Here is a 15,914-nt window from a genome sequence, read left to right as displayed (position 1 = left end):
CTCTCCCCCTCAAACCGTCGTCCGGCTGGTCCGGGCAGACCAAGCCAGGACCCAGAGGCCGATCAGCACCATCGGAAGCGACAGCACCATGCCCATGGTCAGCCAATTGCCGGCGAGATAGCCGATCTGCGGATCCGGTTCGCGGAAGAATTCGACGAAGATCCGGGCAGCGCCGTACAGTGCGACAAAAACGCCGGTGATGCGTCCGGGATGGCGCAAGGCGCCGAAGGCGCGGGCCAAGAGCTGCAACAGCAGGAAGAGCACCAGCCCCTCAAGGGCCGCCTCGTAGAGCTGGCTGGGATGGCGGGGGAAAGGGCCGCCGGTCGGGAAGGCCATCGCCCACGGTACATCCGAGGGGCGACCCCAGAGCTCGCCATTGATGAAGTTGGCGATGCGGCCGAAGAAAATACCGAGCGGGGCAACGCTGGCGACGATGTCGAACAGGCTCCAGAGCACAATTCCGTGCTTTCGGGCGAAGTAGATCATGGCCAGAGTGGCGCCGAGGAAGCCGCCATGGAAGGACATGCCGCCGTTCCACACTTCGATCGCGCGGATCGGGTTGGCGGCGACGGCTGCGAAATCATAAAAGAGGATGTAGCCGATACGACCACCGGCGACGATGCCGATGGCAACCCACAGGATGAAATCGTCGATCTGTTCGACCGTCGCGGGTGGGGTTGCGTCCTTCCACAGGGCTGGGCGGCGCAGCAGATCGCGCGCGACAAGCCAGCCGAGAAGAATGCCCGCGACATAGGCCAGCCCGTACCAGTGGACCGCCAATGGGCCGATCGAAAAGGCGATCGGATCGATCGCGGGGAAAGAGACGACGGCGAAAAGGTCCAGGACTGACAACAATGGATTGCTTTCGTTGATGCAGGGCGAAAATGGCGTTGTGGCATGGGGTGGTCAAGATGGAATCTCGACATGCTGCGACACCGTCAACCACCTTTATGTTCACACTGCGTCTTGCACCCCAAAGGATCTGGTCCTACCTGATCTCCAGGGGACAAGAAGAGGTCCCGCATCTGCCCCAAGAGGAGAGTTTCATGTCGACCGGACCCAATCGCCTTTTCGATGATTTCGCCAAGCTGATGACGGATGCCGCAGGGGCCGCCCAGGGCATGCGCAAAGAAGTCGAGACGGCCTTTCACGCCCAGGCCGAGCGCTGGCTGAACAGCATGGACCTCGTCAAGCGCGAGGAATTCGACGTGGTTCGCGACATGGCGCTCAAGGCGCGCGAGGAGAACGAGCTCCTGCAGAAGCGGATCGAGATCCTGGAAGCCCAGCTCTCGGCGCAGGCGAAGTAATCGCGCGGCAGCCTCCGGTCGGCGATCGGCCGATCGAAACATCATTGCATCACCTGCGGGACCCATAGTTGTGGCTATGGGTCTTTTTGCGTTTTCAGAGCCTTGACGGAAACAACGGTGCGCCTTTGCGCGAAAAAAATTCCGGGTTGTGGACAGGTGCGAAAAATCCAATCGCCAGAGTCGCTTATGACCCGATGCAAAGGCGATTCCCGAAGCACCATCCACAGGGGCGGCGTCCAAATCGCCGGTTGGGGGCTGGTGCTGGGTTCTGGCGATTATACACTGATTTTAAATGATGATTCGAAACGGGCCTCCACAAGTTTCGGACAGGGTGCGTGTTTTATCCTGGGGCCCTGCGGAATCGTTTTCAGTTAGTTCCGGTCTTGGTGTTCGTGTGCTCCGGCCTATTGCCGGTTGCCCGTATTCACTCCGGTCAAGAAGGTGATGCATGAGCCTCATGGAAATCGAAGTCGAGCGCCAGTCAAACCCGGTCGACATGATCGAGTTCGTTGCGGCGACCAATGACTGGTCGTTCGAACGATCCGGCGAAGACGAGATCGCAATGACCGTCGAAGGACGCTGGGCCGATTACCATGTGTCCTTCTCCTGGATGGAAGAGTTCGAGGCGCTGCATCTTGCCTCCGCGTTCGATCTGAAGATCCCGGAAGCGCGGCTCAACGAAGTCATCAAGCTTCTTTCCTATGTCAACGGTCAGGTGCTGATGGGTCACTTCGACCTGTGGCGCAACGAGGATGTGGTGATCTTCCGTCAGTCGCTGCTGCTGGCCGGTGGCGCCGAGCCGACCAACCGTCAGGTCGAGGTTCTGCTGTCGTCAGCGGTCGATGCCTGCGAAGCCTATTATCAGGCCTTCCAGTTCGTCGTGTGGTCCGGCATGGACGCCAAGAGCGCCATGGATGCCGTACTGTTCGAAACTGTCGGAGAAGCCTGAGCATGAACCAGTCCGTGTTCGGGCAAATCGTTCTCGTCGGCGCCGGAAATATGGGCGGCGCCATGCTGTCCGGCTGGCTGAAGAACGGAATTCCGGGTTCGGCCGTGACCGTGCTCGATCCGGGACCTTCCGATGCGATGAAGACGCTGATCGGCGAGGCGGGCGCACGTCATTCGGTGGCGCCACCCGAGGGGCTTGTTGCTGACATTCTCTTCCTTGCCGTCAAGCCGCAGGTCATGGATGCCGTCCTGCCGGGCCTCAAAGGTCTCGTCGGTCCGCAGACGACCGTGGTGTCCGTTGCCGCCGGCAAGACCATCGCTTCGATGGAAGCGCATCTTGGTCCGGTCGGCATGGTGCGCGCGATGCCGAATACCCCGGCGATGATCGGGCGCGGCGTCACCGGTGCCTTCGCCAATGACGCCGTGGGCGAGGCCGCGCGCGATATCGTCCACCGTTTGCTCAAGGTCTCCGGTCCCGTCGAATGGGTCGACAGCGAGGCGGCGATCAATGCCGTGACAGCGCTTTCGGGCAGTGGTCCGGCTTATGTCTTTTATCTCGTCGAGTGCATGGCTGAGGCGGGCCGCAAAGCCGGCCTGCCGGCGGACCTCGCCATGCGACTTGCGCGGGAAACGGTCGCGGGGGCTGGTGAATTGTTGCACCAGTCCCCCGACCCTGCTTCGAAACTGCGACAAAACGTGACCTCGCCGGGAGGCACGACGGCTGCGGCCTTGTCGGTGCTGATGGCCGAAGACGCGATGCAACCCTTGTTCGACGCAGCCATCGAAGCTGCCCGCAAACGGGCGGAGGAACTGGCGCAATGAGCGAGGGGGCGGCACCGTCGGAGATTACGTATGGCGACTTCGAAAAGGTCGATATTCGTGTCGGCACGATCATCGAGGTCGAGGTCTTTCCCGAAGCGCGTAAGCCTGCGTTCAAGCTGAAGATCGATTTCGGTCCAGAGATCGGCATCAAGAAGTCCTCGGCGCAGATCACGGTGCACTACACACCGGAGACGCTGCTCGGACGTCAGGTCCTAGGCGTCGTCAATTTCCCGCCGCGCCAGATCGGTCCCTTCCGCTCCGAAGTGCTGACGCTGGGCTTTGAGGACGAGGCCGGCGCAATCGTGCTCGCTGCCGTCGAACAGGGTGTGCCGAACGGGCGCAAGCTGATGTGATTGTATGAGCCCCAACGGAGGCTTATTTCCGTGGCTATGGTCTCATACCGGCACTCGCAAGACGGCGCGAAGCCCCCCAAGCGGACTGTCTTCGAGGGTAACATTGCCGCCATGGCTTCGGGCGATGTCTCGCGCGATGGCAAGACCGAGACCGGTGCCGGAGGCGTCGAGATTGCGGGCTTCATCCAGCCGGAAGAAGGGTTTGAAGACGTCGTCGCGGGATTCGCGTGGAATACCCGGACCGTCGTCGTCGAAGATGATAACCAGCCATTTCGTCGTATGACGTGCCTCGATCTTCAGCCGTGAGGCGTAGCGGCGGGCGTTGGAAGCGAGGTTCGTGACAAGACGGGCAAAGGCGTTCGGGCGGACGGAGACGGAGGTCTCTCCTTCCATAGACCACTCGAAGGTCTTTCCGTGCAGGCTGAAATCGGCTGCCAGAGTCTCGAAGAGGTCCGCAAGGTCCAGCCGTCCGACATTCTCCTCTACCTCGCCCTTTGCAAAGTCGAGATAGCCTTCGAGCATGCTCTGCATGTCATCGACATCCTTGTTCAGACTTTCCAGCTCCGGACCGTCGCCGGCGAGTGCCAACTGCAGGCGAAAGCGGGTGAGGATGGTGCGCAGATCGTGACTGACGCCAGCGAGCATGGCCGTGCGCTGCTCCATCTGCCGCTCGATGCGCTCGCGCATCAGGATGAAGGCGAGGCCTGCGCGGCGAACCTCGTCGGCACCGCGGGGCGAAAAACTCTCCGGCAGTTTCTGTCCCTTGCCGAAGCTCTCGGCGGCGGTGGCGAGCGCGAGGATCGGGCGGATCTGTCCGCGCAGGAAGAGGATCGATATGACAATCAGAACCAGGGCGGTCGACACCATCCAGACGAGGAAGATGTGCGTGTTGGACGCGTAAGCTGCGCTGCGCCGTGCAAAAATCAGCAGCGTTCCTTGATCAACGACAATCCTGATTTCCACCAGACCGCTGTCGCCCAGGGTATCAATCCAGAAGGGCCGGCGGATTGTTTCGGCGATCTTGTCCGACAGGATTTGGTCAAGGATGGAGAAGAACGGACGCGGCCGGGGCGGCGGCAGATCGGTTCCCGGTTCCAGCGAAACAATGAGATTGAGCTTGTCGCCGGCGACGTCGACGATCTTGTCGAAATCCTCCTTGCCGGGATAACGCTCGAGCAGTTCGATGACGGCGGCGATGTCGCGGGTGACGGCAGCAGACAGCCTGTCGGTGACGAGCTGCCAGTGGCGTTCCATGAAAAGGAAGGCGACCACGGTCTGCAGGATCAACATCGGCAAAATGATGATCAGGAGCGAGCGGGCGTAAAGGCCGGTCGGCAGCCGATGGCGCAGCCAGCGGGACAGGCCCTTGATGCCCGTCGCCGGGCTGCGGTCCTGGTCCCGCCGGATCTGCTCGAATGGCGTCATCGTCCTTCGCTTCCTCGACGCCTTCTGGCGCCGCTCCTCAGTCCATGCTCAGCCGGTAGCCGATGCCGCGCACCGTCTGCAGCCAGACCGGATTGGCCGGGTCGTCTTCGATCTTGCGGCGCAGCCGGTTGATCTGCACATCGATGGTGCGTTCACCGACATCGGCATCGGTGCCCACGAGTTCGTGGCGGGGTATCGTGTCACCGGCACGGCCGGCAAACAGCAACATGATCTCCTGCTCGCGATCGGTCAGACGGATGACTTCGGCACCTTTGCGCAATTCCTTGCGGAGAAGGGAGAATGTGTAGGGGCCGAACATGATCTGCTCGATCTTCGGGGCATCGGGATTGGTGTTGCGCTTCAGGATGTTGTTGATGCGCAGAACCAGTTCCCGCGGGTCGAAGGGTTTTGCCAGATAATCGTCCGCTCCGGCTTCGAGGCCGGCGATGCGGCTGTCGGCTTCCGAGCGGGCCGTCAGTAGGATGATCGGCACCTTCTTTTCATCCGACAGGCTCTGGGTGAGCGACAGGCCGGACTCGCCCGGCATCATCACGTCGAGCACGAGGAGATCGAAGCTCAATCCCGTGAGTTTGCGGCGTGCCTCGGCAGCGTCGGCGGCGACCGAGACGCGAAAGCCCTTTTCGGTGAGGAACCGGTGCAGCAGATCGCGGATACGGGTGTCATCGTCGACGACGAGCAGGTGAGGGGCATCATCCGTCAGGGCGATCTTCTTCACCACGTTAGTCGGCTCCCTCGTCATTGACCGCTGCGTCTACCGTCTGCTTCTGCATGCCGCGCAAGAAGCGGTGCACCGTGTCGCGCTCCTCGATGCTCATGCCTTGCATGGCCTGCGCAATGCGCCGGGATTGAGGCTCCGACAGGGCGAGCGACAGTTCGCGACCGGCAAGGGTCGGATACAGCCGCCTCTGGCGGCGATCGGCGGGGCCGGCCATCTGGCGGATGTAGCCGCTGTCGATCAGTTCTTTCAGGACGCGGGCCAGGCTCTGCTTGGTGATCTGGAGGATCGCGAGCAGATCTGCAACCGTCATGCCGGGGCGACGGCTGACGAAGTGCACCACGCGATGATGGGCGCGGCCGTAACCCAGCTTGGCAAGGATGGCATCCGGATCGGACACGAAATCCCGATAGGCAAAGAAGAGGCTTTCGATGGTTTCGAAATCGATCGCCTTGTCGTCCACCACCGGAAGTTCGGGCAATACCTTCTTGGCAGTCTTCGTCGCAGACTGTCGGACCACGCTGTCATTCCTTTCTGCGCCGACAGGCAACGCGGTCTTGGCCGGTGCCGTGTCAGCTGTCTGTCGTATTGCGGTCAGGATCGGTCTCCGACCATTTCGGGTTCGCCGTGAATCCTGTTGCAGGCTCTGCACCCGTCCGGCGGCAAAACTATGCGCAAGTGTAGCAAAATTCCAACAAATTTACGATCTTCGCACAGTTTCGCTGCTGCTGTGAAACCTCGCGGCGCCTTTGTCGTTACCTCCCCCAAGAGAGCCCGCCAGCTACGGGCAAGGGATGCCGGAGAGACTGCCGGCGGAGAGAAGGACGAAGATCATGACCAGCCGTATTCATGGGGAAACAGTCGCATCAACGCCGAGCCTGCGACCGCTGGCGATCCTGGTGTTCACAACCAAAATCGTCGTCGCAGGCTTTCTCGTCACTCAGGTGGCCGTGCTGCCGCAGAGCCCTGTGGCCCAGGTCTACGGATTGAGCCGCTGATACGGGTGGCCATTCCTCTCCGGGACCGAGCGTGATAAGCCGCAGGCCGTCCATAGCAGAAGGAAGGCCATGTCATGGGTCAGGTCCAAGCCGGCATTATCCCGGTCACCCCGTTCCAGCAGAATTGCACCGTCCTCTTCGACGACGAGACGCGCGAAGGGGTGATCGTCGATCCCGGCGGCGATGTCGATGTAATCCTTCAGGTCATCGCTGAAAACCGGATCACGCTGAAAGCCATCTGGCTTACGCATGGTCATCTCGATCATGCCGGTGGCGCAGCCGAACTGAAAGAGCGGACGGGTCTCACGATCATCGGGCCACACAAGGACGACCTGCCGCTTTTGCAGCGGATCGAGAGCCAGGCGGAGAAATATGGCATTGCCGGGCTACGCAGTGTCATCCCCGATCAGTGGCTGGAGGACGGGGATCGGGTTTCATTCGGAGACCACGCGTTCGAGGTGTATCACTGCCCCGGTCATGCACCGGGACATGTCGTCTATTTCAACCGCGTGCAGAAATTTGCCCATCTTGGTGACGTGCTGTTCAACGGCTCGGTCGGTCGTACCGACCTGCCGGGCGGGGACCACCAGACGCTGATGAATTCGATCCGCGATAAGGTGCTGCCGCTTGGCGACGATGTCGGTTTCATCTGTGGTCACGGCCCGGGCAGCCGGATCGGTGACGAGCGCCGTAGCAATCCCTTCATTCAGGGGCTTTAACTGAGGTCCAGAAAGCAGAAAAGCCCCGCAAGGGGCTTTTCGCATTTGTGTCGGGGAGATCAGCCGGCGGTGCAGAAATGCGACTGGCCGTCGTAGCCGATGTAGGTGCCCGTGCGGGAATTGAAGCTGCGGTAACGCTGCGAGCAGTACTCGTACCAGGCACCCGTCCAGGGTTCGACGCTGTAGGACTGATAGACCGGCTGCTGATAAACCGGGCGCGGACGGTACACCTGACGCGGCGGCGGCGGCGGGTAATCGTCGACGTAGTAATCCTGGTCGTCGTAGACGGAGACGGGTCCACGGTCGACATAGACGCGGCGCTGCGGTGGCGGGCTTGCAAGGGCAGAGCCGACGATGACGCCCGTCGCGAGGCCGAGCACACCAAGGGCGATCGCATCACCATTATGATGGTGGCGACGATAGTAGCGGTCACCGGCCTCTGCCTGCGAAGCGGCGGCCATCGGGACCAGGGTGACTGCAGCCGCAAGAAGGGCATTGCGTGCGATTTTGATCATGGCTTCGTTCCTCAACAACTGCGTGGTGCCTTTGGCAACGCGCTATGAGAGGACATTAGGACCGTTCGGCTGAACGCAGGCTGAATGAAAAAACCCGGCATGGATGCCGGGCCGCAATTTTGAAGACAATACCGGCTGCGTGGTGTCAGCCGGAGATCTGCAGGTTTACGGCCTTGGGGCCTTTGCCGCGGCGATCGGGTTCCGTGTCGAAGCTGACCTTCTGGTTTTCGGTCAGACCCGAAAGGCCCGAAGCCTGAACGGCGGAGATGTGAACGAAGATGTCCGCACCGCCGTTGTCGGGCTTGATGAAGCCAAAGCCCTTGTCGGTGTTGAAGAATTTTACAGTGCCAGTCTCGGCCATGCGTCAGGTCCTTTTCTCTCTGCCCGTATTCGGCGGGGCAGCATTACAATTTTACCCGCTTGCGGGTGCGCGACAGGCATTTGTCGAAATGTGAGGAAAGGGGCCTTGTTACCGCAGACAATACAGAGATGTTGCTTCGCATCTCTCTACCAACTGCCCAGGGTTGTTATAGCGTCCCTGGCGCGCATCTGTTTATAGGTCTTCCCATGCTCGCAAATTTGCCCGAACAGCGGAAGAGTGCTTGGTTTGTGGTTAATTGGCAAGCGAAAGTTTCATTCGGAAGCTACCCGAGAGTCCCGCATTCTCAGTGCGAGTGGTGCTTTTCCGAGAGCTTGAAAAGCGAGAAAGAAGGGTTCGGTGAAAATTTGCATCGCTTGCGATGCAGATTGCGAAAAATACGCGCTTAACACGGAATTTTTCGGGTCAAAATTTCCGTGAGGGTCCGCGCGGCTTCCCCGCAGTCATCCGGCGGAATATCCAAATTTTGTGGCATTCCGACCGAAAATGGCTGCTCTCTTATCGAAAATTTGGTCAGCAGTGCTGACTGCTGGTGGTGTGGTGGCCTCAGTTTCAGTCTTCACCGGAAGCGGGAGGCAGCAGCTTGTGTGCTGCCCACCCCATTTTTCTCTCGGCGAGGACGTCAAAGCCGGTTCTTCACATGTCGAAGGTGACCGATTTCAGTTTGTCGATTCAGGTGTTGCCTTGGATGCCAAGGACCGGCCGTTACCTCAGTAGCTCATTGACGCTCCGGCGCCAGAGACGATAGCCCCCGAACGCCATCACCGCGAAGCAGAGGCCAAGCAAGCCGATCAGGATGATCCGTTCCCGGGACGGCATCGGGTTCGTGCGCCGAGGCTCAGGACGTGTCTTCGCTACGACCACGGTTCCGATGCTCGATGTGACCTCGGGACTGGGGGAAAGCGGCTGGCTTTCCGAAAGGGGACGTTCGCGATGGGAGGGGAGGTCGGTTTGCGCCTGCACGCCATGCTGCATTTCCAGGCCGATGACAGCCGATCCGAGGAGCAAGCCTATGGCCAGCAATCGCCATCCGCGCCGGCTGCTGGGCTTTGTCGTTTGGTCGAGGTCTGAGATGGACATGGCGGATCCTGGCTCTTTCGGACGGTTGGCCGACTAAACTGTCATTTGTGGTCAGCAGCGAGACGGAATTGTGGCCGGCGGGGGTCGTCTTTGCGACTTCACGACGGTGCATTGGCTTGGTGACGCATTTCTCTTCCCCATGCGTGCTTTCCGCTTGAAAGGCAGGGGTTCTTTCGCCATAGAGCTTGGACCTGAGGCCCCAGGCATGGGGTCGATGTTCAATCAGCTCAGGACCCCGCACAATGGCTTTCCTTGCCGACGCCCTTTCCCGCATCAAGCCTTCCGCGACCATCGCCGTCACGCAGATGGCCCGGGAGCTCAAAGCGCAGGGGAAAGACGTCATTTCGCTTTCCGTCGGCGAGCCCGACTTCGATACGCCGCAGAACATCAAGGATGCGGCCGTTGCCGCCATTGCCCGTGGCGAGACGAAGTACACGCCGGTTGCCGGCATCCCGGAGCTGCGCAAGGCGATCGCCGACAAGTTCAAGCGCGAGAACGGGCTCGACTACAAGCCCGAGCAGGTCATCGTCGGCACCGGTGGAAAGCAGATTCTTTTCAACGCCTTCATGGCGACGATCAATCCGGGAGATGAAGTGGTCATCCCGGCGCCGTTCTGGGTTTCCTATCCCGAAATGATCGCGCTTTGCGGCGGCACGCCCGTTTTCGTCGAGACGACGATCGAGAACAATTTCAAGCTGACGGCCGAACAGCTGGACAAGGCGATCACGCCCAAGACCAAGTGGTTCATGTTCAACTCGCCGTCCAACCCGTCGGGTGCCGCCTACAGCAAGGAAGAGCTGAATGCGCTGACGGACGTGCTGCTCAAGCATCCGCATGTCTGGGTGCTGACCGACGACATGTACGAACACCTCGTCTTCGGCGACTTTGTCTATTACACCCCGGCGCAGGTCGAGCCGAAGCTCTATGACCGTACGCTCACCATGAACGGCGTGTCGAAGGCCTATGCGATGACCGGCTGGCGTATCGGCTATGCGGCCGGCCCGCTGCCGCTGATCAAGGCGATGGACATGATCCAGGGCCAGCAGACGTCTGGCGCCTGCTCGGTTGCCCAGTGGGCGGCCGTCGAGGCGCTCAATGGTCCGCAGGACTTCATCACGGAATCGAAGAAGGCCTTCGAAGAGCGCCGCGACCTCGTCGTCTCGATGCTGAACCAGGCCTCGGGCCTCGTGTGCCCCAAGCCGGAAGGCGCTTTCTACGTCTATCCGTCCTGCGCTGCCCTGATCGGCAAGACCGCGCCGTCGGGCAAGGTCATCGAGACGGACGAAGACTTTGTCATGGAACTGCTGGCGACCGAAGGTGTGGCCACCGTTCACGGCTCGTCTTTCGGCCTGGGCCCGAACTTCCGCGTCTCCTACGCGACCTCGAATGCCAAGCTGGAGGAGGCCTGCAGCCGCATCCAGCGCTTCTGCGCTTCGCTGAAGTAAGCGCGGAGTTTCATCGGTTTTCGGAAGGGCTCGTCGCAAGGCGAGCCCTTTCTGCTTTTTCGGTTTTGTTGAGCGGACTGAGCGCTTGTGGTATTCTCGGTTGCATGAAGACCGTCAGCCTGCAGGAAGCCACTCGCGATCTGGATGCGCTCGCCCGCGCGGTCGAGCAGGGTGAAGTCGTGACCGTGACACGGGACGGCAAGCCGGTGCTGGACCTGGTGCCGCATGCGGGGGCAGGCGAGGGAGAGGCGACGCCGAAGAAGGGCGGGATCGATTGGGAGGCTATGCAGGCTCACCTCCGGTCGATCGGTGTCGAGAATGCAGTCCCGTATATTGCGGATGATTTCGATGATCCGCTTCCCGAAGATTTTCTCCTGAGGCAGCTTCCCTAGTGCCACGCCTGCTGCTTGATACTCATATCGTGCTCGCCCTTCTGAGAAGGGATTTCGACAGGCAGTTTCCAACACTTAGCGAGTATCTCGGCGCAGGTGATGTCATCGGCTTCGTGAGCGTTGCCACTCTTCGGGAGATCGCGATCAAAAGCAGGCTCGGTAAATTGGAAACAGGCATTCCGCTACCGCAGATCCCTGCCAACCTACGATCGGGCAGCCTGGAGATCCTGAGCATCGAAGTGGCCCATGTGCTGCACTTGCTAGACCCCGAGCCGCCAACGCGTGACCCGTTCGATCGGCTGCTGCTTGCCCAATGTCATGTTGAGGGTTTGCGTCTGGTGACAGTGGATCGCGCCCTGGTCGATCACCCGATGGCGTTCCGCCCCTGATCACAGCGACCAGAGGCGAATCGGTCAAATTATGCCTTGGTCAACTTCACGATTGTCGACTGGCCGCCGCCGCGCTGTTCGGTGACCGCATACACGGCGCCGTCGGGGCCGACCTTCACGTCGCGGATCCGGGCGCCGAGGTCTACGCGCTCTTCGTGTTTCACCCGGTCGTTTTCCATATGCAGGACGACGACGCCCTGGCTGACGAGGCCGCCGACGAGGAATGCACCTTTCCATTCAGGAATTGCCTCCGCATCATAATAGGCCATCCCGGAGGGGGCGATCACCGGGTCCCAATAATAGACCGGCTGCTCGGTGTCGGCCATCTGGGTGATGCCTTCGCCGACATTTGCGCCGCTGTACTCGACGCCGTAGGTCACTTCCGGCCAGCCGTAGTTCTTGCCGGCCTGCGGCATGTTCAGCTCGTCGCCGCCCCTCGGGCCGTGTTCCACGGTCCAGAGGCGGCCCTGGCCGTCGATGGTGGCGGATTGCAGGTTGCGGTGGCCCAGCGACCAGATTTCCGGTTGGGCGTTGTCCTGACCAGCGAAGGGGTTGCCGTTGAACGCTTCTCCCGTCTGGGTGATGCGGAAGATCTTGCCGAGGCCGCTCTGGAGATCCTGTGCCTGGACACGGGGTTCGCGATCCGAACGCTCGCCGACGGTCACGTAGAGCTCACCCTCCGGACCGAAGGCGAGGCGGGAGCCGAAATGCTTGTTGCCGTCGTAACTCGGCATCTGGCGGAAGATGACGTCGACGTCTTCAAGGGTGCCGCCGCCCTGGTCGTCGGGGACGAGGCGTGCCGAAGCGACCGAAGTGCCGTTGCCGTCGTCGCGCGGTTCGGAGAAGGAGAAGAAAATCTTGCCCGAGGTCTCGTAGTCAGGAGCAAGCGCCACATCGAGCAGGCCGCCCTGGCCGTTGGCGAGCACCTCTGGAACATTGGCGATTTCGGGACCGGCCGTTCCGTCGGTGCCGATGATGTGCATGGCGCCAGCCTTAGCGGTCACCAGCATGCGGCCGTCCGGCAGAAACTCCATTGCCCAGAGGTGCGGTAAACCACTGGCAACGACGTCCGTCCGGATCTCCGGGCGCGATGGCGGTTGCGGCGCTCGGGTCTGCCCCTCAAAGGCCGGTTGCTGGTTCGGGGCATTCGGCGCCTGCGTCTCCGCAGGTGTACCTGCCTGCTGAGCGTGAAGGGGCAAGGCCAAGACAGTGGCGGACAGCATGGTTCCGGCGAGAATAAGGGGCAGGCGGGACATGGGCATCTCCTGGTCTTCGTCACAATCAGCGTTCGACATTCATGTGGGCCTGAAGCTTCGGATCGGAAGGTCGGATGTCATCAAGTTTGCTTCACCGGTCAGTGATCGGAAAAAGGCCGACATCCATCTAAAAAGGCGGGGCCTCGCGGCCCCGCCTTCCGATCCAAATATTCAGGCCGGTGTCTTTAGCCACGGACCGAGGATCGGTGCGTTGGCGAAGAGGCGTTCCCGGTCCCGCCAGAGCGCGGGGATGAAGAGGAGGCCAAGAGCTGCGGCTGTGATCGCCGTCTTGGTCAATTGCGACAGCTCGGGCGTGTTGCCGTCGATGTAGTAGACCATGTAGACGATCAGGACGTGCCAGACATAGATCTGCAGCGAGTGGCGACCGAGAAGCTGCAGGAAGTTCAGCGTGAACAGGCTGGTGAGACCGGCCGCAAGTTTCTGGATGAGTGGGCTGTGATGACGCGGTCCGGCGATCAAGATCCAGGCAATGCCATAGGCGACGGCTGCGAAATTGATCAGGTAGACCGGGCCGAAATCGGCGCGCACTTCCATCAGACCAAACTTTTCCAGCACGAAGCCCGGCATCAGCCCATGGGCCGTGGTGATGCGCAACGGCAGGAAGAAGAGGGTGATGGCGAGCGCTGTCCAGGCCAGCGTGGTTCGCTTCGGGTCGAAGACCTTCTGCCACTCGATCTTGCCCATGGAGGTCAGTGTGCCGGCGATGATGCCGGAGAAAAAGACGATCTGCCAGCCGAGCAGGTTGAATGAAACGCGCAGCCCCTCTTTGTCGGGCGCGCCGGCAAGCCAAGCGTTGAGCGGGTAGGTTATGATGCGCTGCAGGCCGAGCTGGGCGGCGAGCCAGACGAGGAGCGAGGCAATGGCGACACCCAGCCACTGGCCGCGCAGGCAGAACCAGATGACAACCGGCGCGAAGACCATATACGCGATGTATTGCGGCAGGATGTCCATAAAGGTCGGCTGAACCAGGAAGGTCGCGACCGGGGCGAGGGAGGCTGGATCCTTCAGGCTTACGGTTCCGAGCCAGTTTTGCCAGGCTTGAGTTGCCCCAGGCAGCACCAGCTGCAGGACAAGCACCACGAGCACCACGCCCATGGCGTAGCGATAGAGTTCGAGTGCCCGCGACCAGATGCGGTCGCGGCCAACATGGTAGCCGTCCTTCATCATCTTGCGGGCGTAGACCATGCCGGTCAGCAGACCCGACAGGAAGACGAAGCCTTGGGCGTCTTCGACAAAGGCGAGATTTCGGTGGTTGATCTCGACGAGCCAGAGGCCGCCGGCGAAGACCATGTGATTGATCAGCATGAAGACGAGGAAGTAGCCTCGCATGCCATCGATGACGTCCAATCTTTTCACGTTCGACTCCCGCGTTAGCCCCCGGAACCCGACCGGGGGCGATCTTCAACCGCATCGTGTTGACAATGCGGCGGAAGGGCCGAAGGGGCCGATCCGTGCGGGGTGAACGGGAACTTTCCACAAAAGTTCCCGCTTCGAAGTCACCTGCACGTGAGGATCCGGAGCGTGGGCGTGGGCCGAATCAGAGGCCGAGAAAGGCGAGCATGATGAAGGTGGCAAAGAGCACGAAATGGGTCATGCCCTCGATCGCATTGGTCTCGCCGTCGTTCAAATTGATGGCTGCGGCGATCAGGGTGATCGCGACCATCGTGGTCTGGACGGGCGTCATGGCCATGACAAACGGCTGGCCGGTATAGAGGGCGATACCCTCCATTACCGGGACGGTCAGAATGACGGTGGAGAGTGAAGCGCCCATGGCGATGTTGATCGTCGCCTGCATGCGGTTGCGCAAGGCGGCACGCAATGCGGTCAGGATTTCCGGTGCCGCCGAAATCGCGGCGACGAGTATCGCCGCCAGCGCGACGGGCGCGCCGGTTCCCTCGAGCCCGGCATTCATCAGCACCGACATCACTTCGGCCAGCAGACCGATGACAACGACGCCGAAGAGGATGACGCCGATCGACCACAGGGCCGAGGTGGAACCGGCTTCCGCCTTGGCAGTTGCCGGCGCCGCCGTGGGCGCACCGCGAGGCTTGCCCTTGCTCCCTAACCTAGGCTTCGGCTGCGCCGCTTGAGGCACAGCGGCTGGGCGGCTCGGATAGCTGTAGGAGAAGAAATAGCTGTGCGTGCCTACCTGCATACGCAGGAAGAGGCCGTAAAGCGCCAGCATGGCGAAGATGGTGAAGACGGAATAATACTGCCAGCGGTCTCTGGGGATGAATTCCGGGACGATCATGGAGATACCCATGGCCGTCAGGATCATGACGCCATAGGTCTTGCCGCTGTCATCGTTGTAGGGCTGTTCGCCGTGCTTCAGGCCCCCGAGGAGGGCGGCAAGCCCGAGAATGCCGTTGATGTCGAGCATAACGGCGGAATAGATGGTGTCGCGGACCAATGTGGGGGATGCGCCCTTGTTCATCATGATGGCAAGAATGATGACCTCGACGGCGACGGCCGACAGCGTGAGGATCATCGTGCCATAGGGGTCGCCGACCTTGTGGGCGAGGACCTCGGCATGATGGGCGACGCGCATGGAGCCGATTACGATGGCAACGATCAGGATCGCTGCACCGGCCAATGAGGCCATCTGTCCATGTTCCAGCACCGTATGTTCACCGAACCAGGCCGCAATCCCCAGAAGAATCGGAATGAGCAGGAGCCTTTCCTGTTTCAGTGCAGACATCATGATGAATTGCTCCCTGTTGGTTGCCACTAACGGGTGGAACACACCGGTGTTCCATCGGCAAGGCCTGGTCGTCCCACGGATTTGCGCACCGACGCTTTTGATGGAATAATCCCGCCAGCCGAAGAGGAGAAGGCTATGGTGAAGATCATCTACGAGATCGTCCCTCATGACGGCGGCTGGGCCTATCGGCTCGGGCCGGTCTATTCGGAAGCGTTTCCGACTCACGATCAGGCGCTGGAAGCCGTGCGCATCGTCGTGGCCGAGCAGCAGGTCGGGGATGAGCCGGTGACGATCAGCTACCAGGACGAAAACGGACGCTGGCGGGAAGAATACAGCGACGGCGGCGATCGGCCGGAGATCGAGGTGGTCGACGCCTTTCTCCCGAGTTCGGCACCGTCGGCCTGAGCTAGCGTGTCATAACGCGAACG

At 61.0% G+C, this 15,914-nt stretch carries 20 protein-coding genes; 10 read left to right on the top strand and 10 right to left on the bottom strand.

Going from position 1 to position 15,914, the window contains the following annotated elements; all coding sequences use genetic code 11:
* Nucleotides 1-9: 9 nt before the first annotated feature.
* Nucleotides 10-855, bottom strand: a complete 846-nt coding sequence (gene lgt / locus ACT53S_RS09595; protein WP_476066802.1) for a prolipoprotein diacylglyceryl transferase — start codon at nt 853-855, stop codon at nt 10-12.
* A 191-nt stretch (nt 856-1,046) separates the two neighbouring features.
* Between lgt and ACT53S_RS09590 the strand changes: the two genes are divergently transcribed.
* The 4 genes from ACT53S_RS09590 to ACT53S_RS09575 all read left to right on the top strand — a co-directional run bounded on the left by ACT53S_RS09590 (nt 1,047) and on the right by ACT53S_RS09575 (nt 3,430).
* A complete protein-coding gene (locus tag ACT53S_RS09590; protein ID WP_113375374.1) occupies nt 1,047-1,307 on the top strand; it encodes an accessory factor UbiK family protein in 261 nt (86 codons plus the stop codon).
* Between the two features lie 448 nt (nt 1,308-1,755).
* Nucleotides 1,756-2,256 (top strand): type III secretion system chaperone family protein, encoded by a 501-nt coding sequence (locus ACT53S_RS09585; protein ID WP_113375375.1) that lies wholly within the window; start codon nt 1,756-1,758, stop codon nt 2,254-2,256.
* Between the two features lie 2 nt (nt 2,257-2,258).
* Complete coding sequence (gene proC / locus ACT53S_RS09580; RefSeq protein ID WP_476066801.1) at nt 2,259-3,077, top strand: pyrroline-5-carboxylate reductase; 819 nt, start codon at nt 2,259-2,261, stop codon at nt 3,075-3,077.
* Nucleotides 3,074-3,430, top strand: coding sequence for a tRNA-binding protein (locus ACT53S_RS09575; protein ID WP_476066800.1), 357 nt, complete (start codon nt 3,074-3,076; stop codon nt 3,428-3,430). The genes proC and ACT53S_RS09575 overlap by 4 nt, the downstream gene beginning before the upstream one ends.
* Nucleotides 3,431-3,472: 42 nt before the next feature.
* On the opposite strand, the gene ACT53S_RS09570 is transcribed toward ACT53S_RS09575, so the two are convergent.
* The 3 genes from ACT53S_RS09570 to ACT53S_RS09560 are packed head-to-tail and all read right to left on the bottom strand — an operon-like array spanning nt 3,473 to nt 6,111.
* The gene (locus ACT53S_RS09570) at nt 3,473-4,855 is read right to left on the bottom strand and encodes an ATP-binding protein (RefSeq protein ID WP_113375378.1); all 1,383 of its coding nucleotides are present in this window, start codon (nt 4,853-4,855) and stop codon (nt 3,473-3,475) included.
* A 37-nt stretch (nt 4,856-4,892) separates the two neighbouring features.
* The gene (locus ACT53S_RS09565; RefSeq protein ID WP_113375379.1) at nt 4,893-5,615 is read right to left on the bottom strand and encodes a response regulator; all 723 of its coding nucleotides are present in this window, start codon (nt 5,613-5,615) and stop codon (nt 4,893-4,895) included.
* The gene (locus ACT53S_RS09560; protein WP_476066799.1) at nt 5,596-6,111 is read right to left on the bottom strand and encodes a MarR family winged helix-turn-helix transcriptional regulator; all 516 of its coding nucleotides are present in this window, start codon (nt 6,109-6,111) and stop codon (nt 5,596-5,598) included. Before ACT53S_RS09560 ends, ACT53S_RS09565 begins: the two co-directional genes overlap by 20 nt.
* Before the next feature lie 313 nt (nt 6,112-6,424).
* Here ACT53S_RS09560 and ACT53S_RS09555 point away from each other — a divergent pair, with 313 nt between their 5' ends.
* Nucleotides 6,425-6,589 (top strand): hypothetical protein, encoded by a 165-nt coding sequence (locus tag ACT53S_RS09555; RefSeq protein ID WP_160143149.1) that lies wholly within the window; start codon nt 6,425-6,427, stop codon nt 6,587-6,589.
* Between the two features lie 74 nt (nt 6,590-6,663).
* A complete protein-coding gene (locus ACT53S_RS09550; protein WP_142067915.1) occupies nt 6,664-7,308 on the top strand; it encodes an MBL fold metallo-hydrolase in 645 nt (214 codons plus the stop codon).
* 59 nt (nt 7,309-7,367) lie between these two features.
* Here ACT53S_RS09550 and ACT53S_RS09545 read toward each other — a convergent pair whose 3' ends face one another.
* From ACT53S_RS09545 to ACT53S_RS09535, 3 genes are all read right to left on the bottom strand, one after another.
* Nucleotides 7,368-7,823, bottom strand: coding sequence for a BA14K family protein (locus ACT53S_RS09545; RefSeq protein WP_113375382.1), 456 nt, complete (start codon nt 7,821-7,823; stop codon nt 7,368-7,370).
* Nucleotides 7,824-7,968: 145 nt separating this feature from the next.
* Nucleotides 7,969-8,184: a cold-shock protein gene (locus ACT53S_RS09540; protein WP_006725577.1), complete on the bottom strand. Its 216-nt coding sequence runs from the start codon at nt 8,182-8,184 to the stop codon at nt 7,969-7,971.
* Between the two features lie 723 nt (nt 8,185-8,907).
* On the bottom strand, nt 8,908-9,282 hold the full coding sequence (locus ACT53S_RS09535; RefSeq protein ID WP_113375384.1) for a hypothetical protein: 375 nt from the start codon (nt 9,280-9,282) through the stop codon (nt 8,908-8,910).
* Between the two features lie 242 nt (nt 9,283-9,524).
* On the opposite strand from ACT53S_RS09535, the gene ACT53S_RS09530 reads away from it, so the two are divergent.
* From ACT53S_RS09530 to ACT53S_RS09520, 3 genes are all read left to right on the top strand, one after another.
* Nucleotides 9,525-10,727, top strand: a complete 1,203-nt coding sequence (locus ACT53S_RS09530) for a pyridoxal phosphate-dependent aminotransferase (RefSeq protein ID WP_476066798.1) — start codon at nt 9,525-9,527, stop codon at nt 10,725-10,727.
* Nucleotides 10,728-10,831: 104 nt separating this feature from the next.
* On the top strand, nt 10,832-11,119 hold the full coding sequence (locus ACT53S_RS09525) for a type II toxin-antitoxin system Phd/YefM family antitoxin (protein ID WP_476066797.1): 288 nt from the start codon (nt 10,832-10,834) through the stop codon (nt 11,117-11,119).
* The gene (locus ACT53S_RS09520; RefSeq protein ID WP_476066796.1) at nt 11,119-11,508 is read left to right on the top strand and encodes a type II toxin-antitoxin system VapC family toxin; all 390 of its coding nucleotides are present in this window, start codon (nt 11,119-11,121) and stop codon (nt 11,506-11,508) included. Before ACT53S_RS09525 ends, ACT53S_RS09520 begins: the two co-directional genes overlap by 1 nt.
* Nucleotides 11,509-11,537: 29 nt before the next feature.
* On the opposite strand, the gene ACT53S_RS09515 is transcribed toward ACT53S_RS09520, so the two are convergent.
* The 3 genes from ACT53S_RS09515 to ACT53S_RS09505 all read right to left on the bottom strand — a co-directional run bounded on the left by ACT53S_RS09515 (nt 11,538) and on the right by ACT53S_RS09505 (nt 15,483).
* Nucleotides 11,538-12,764: a PQQ-dependent sugar dehydrogenase gene (locus tag ACT53S_RS09515; RefSeq protein ID WP_476066795.1), complete on the bottom strand. Its 1,227-nt coding sequence runs from the start codon at nt 12,762-12,764 to the stop codon at nt 11,538-11,540.
* 171 nt (nt 12,765-12,935) lie between these two features.
* Nucleotides 12,936-14,141: an OpgC family protein gene (locus tag ACT53S_RS09510; protein WP_476066794.1), complete on the bottom strand. Its 1,206-nt coding sequence runs from the start codon at nt 14,139-14,141 to the stop codon at nt 12,936-12,938.
* Nucleotides 14,142-14,322: 181 nt separating this feature from the next.
* On the bottom strand, nt 14,323-15,483 hold the full coding sequence (locus tag ACT53S_RS09505; RefSeq protein ID WP_476067460.1) for a calcium:cation antiporter: 1,161 nt from the start codon (nt 15,481-15,483) through the stop codon (nt 14,323-14,325).
* 138 nt (nt 15,484-15,621) lie between these two features.
* Between ACT53S_RS09505 and ACT53S_RS09500 the strand changes: the two genes are divergently transcribed.
* Nucleotides 15,622-15,891, top strand: a complete 270-nt coding sequence (locus ACT53S_RS09500; RefSeq protein WP_476066793.1) for a DUF2188 domain-containing protein — start codon at nt 15,622-15,624, stop codon at nt 15,889-15,891.
* Nucleotides 15,892-15,914 lie beyond the last annotated feature (23 nt).

The organism is Allorhizobium sp. DMC15, assembly GCF_056314065.1.
This window is presented reverse-complemented; position numbering and strand designations above follow the sequence as displayed.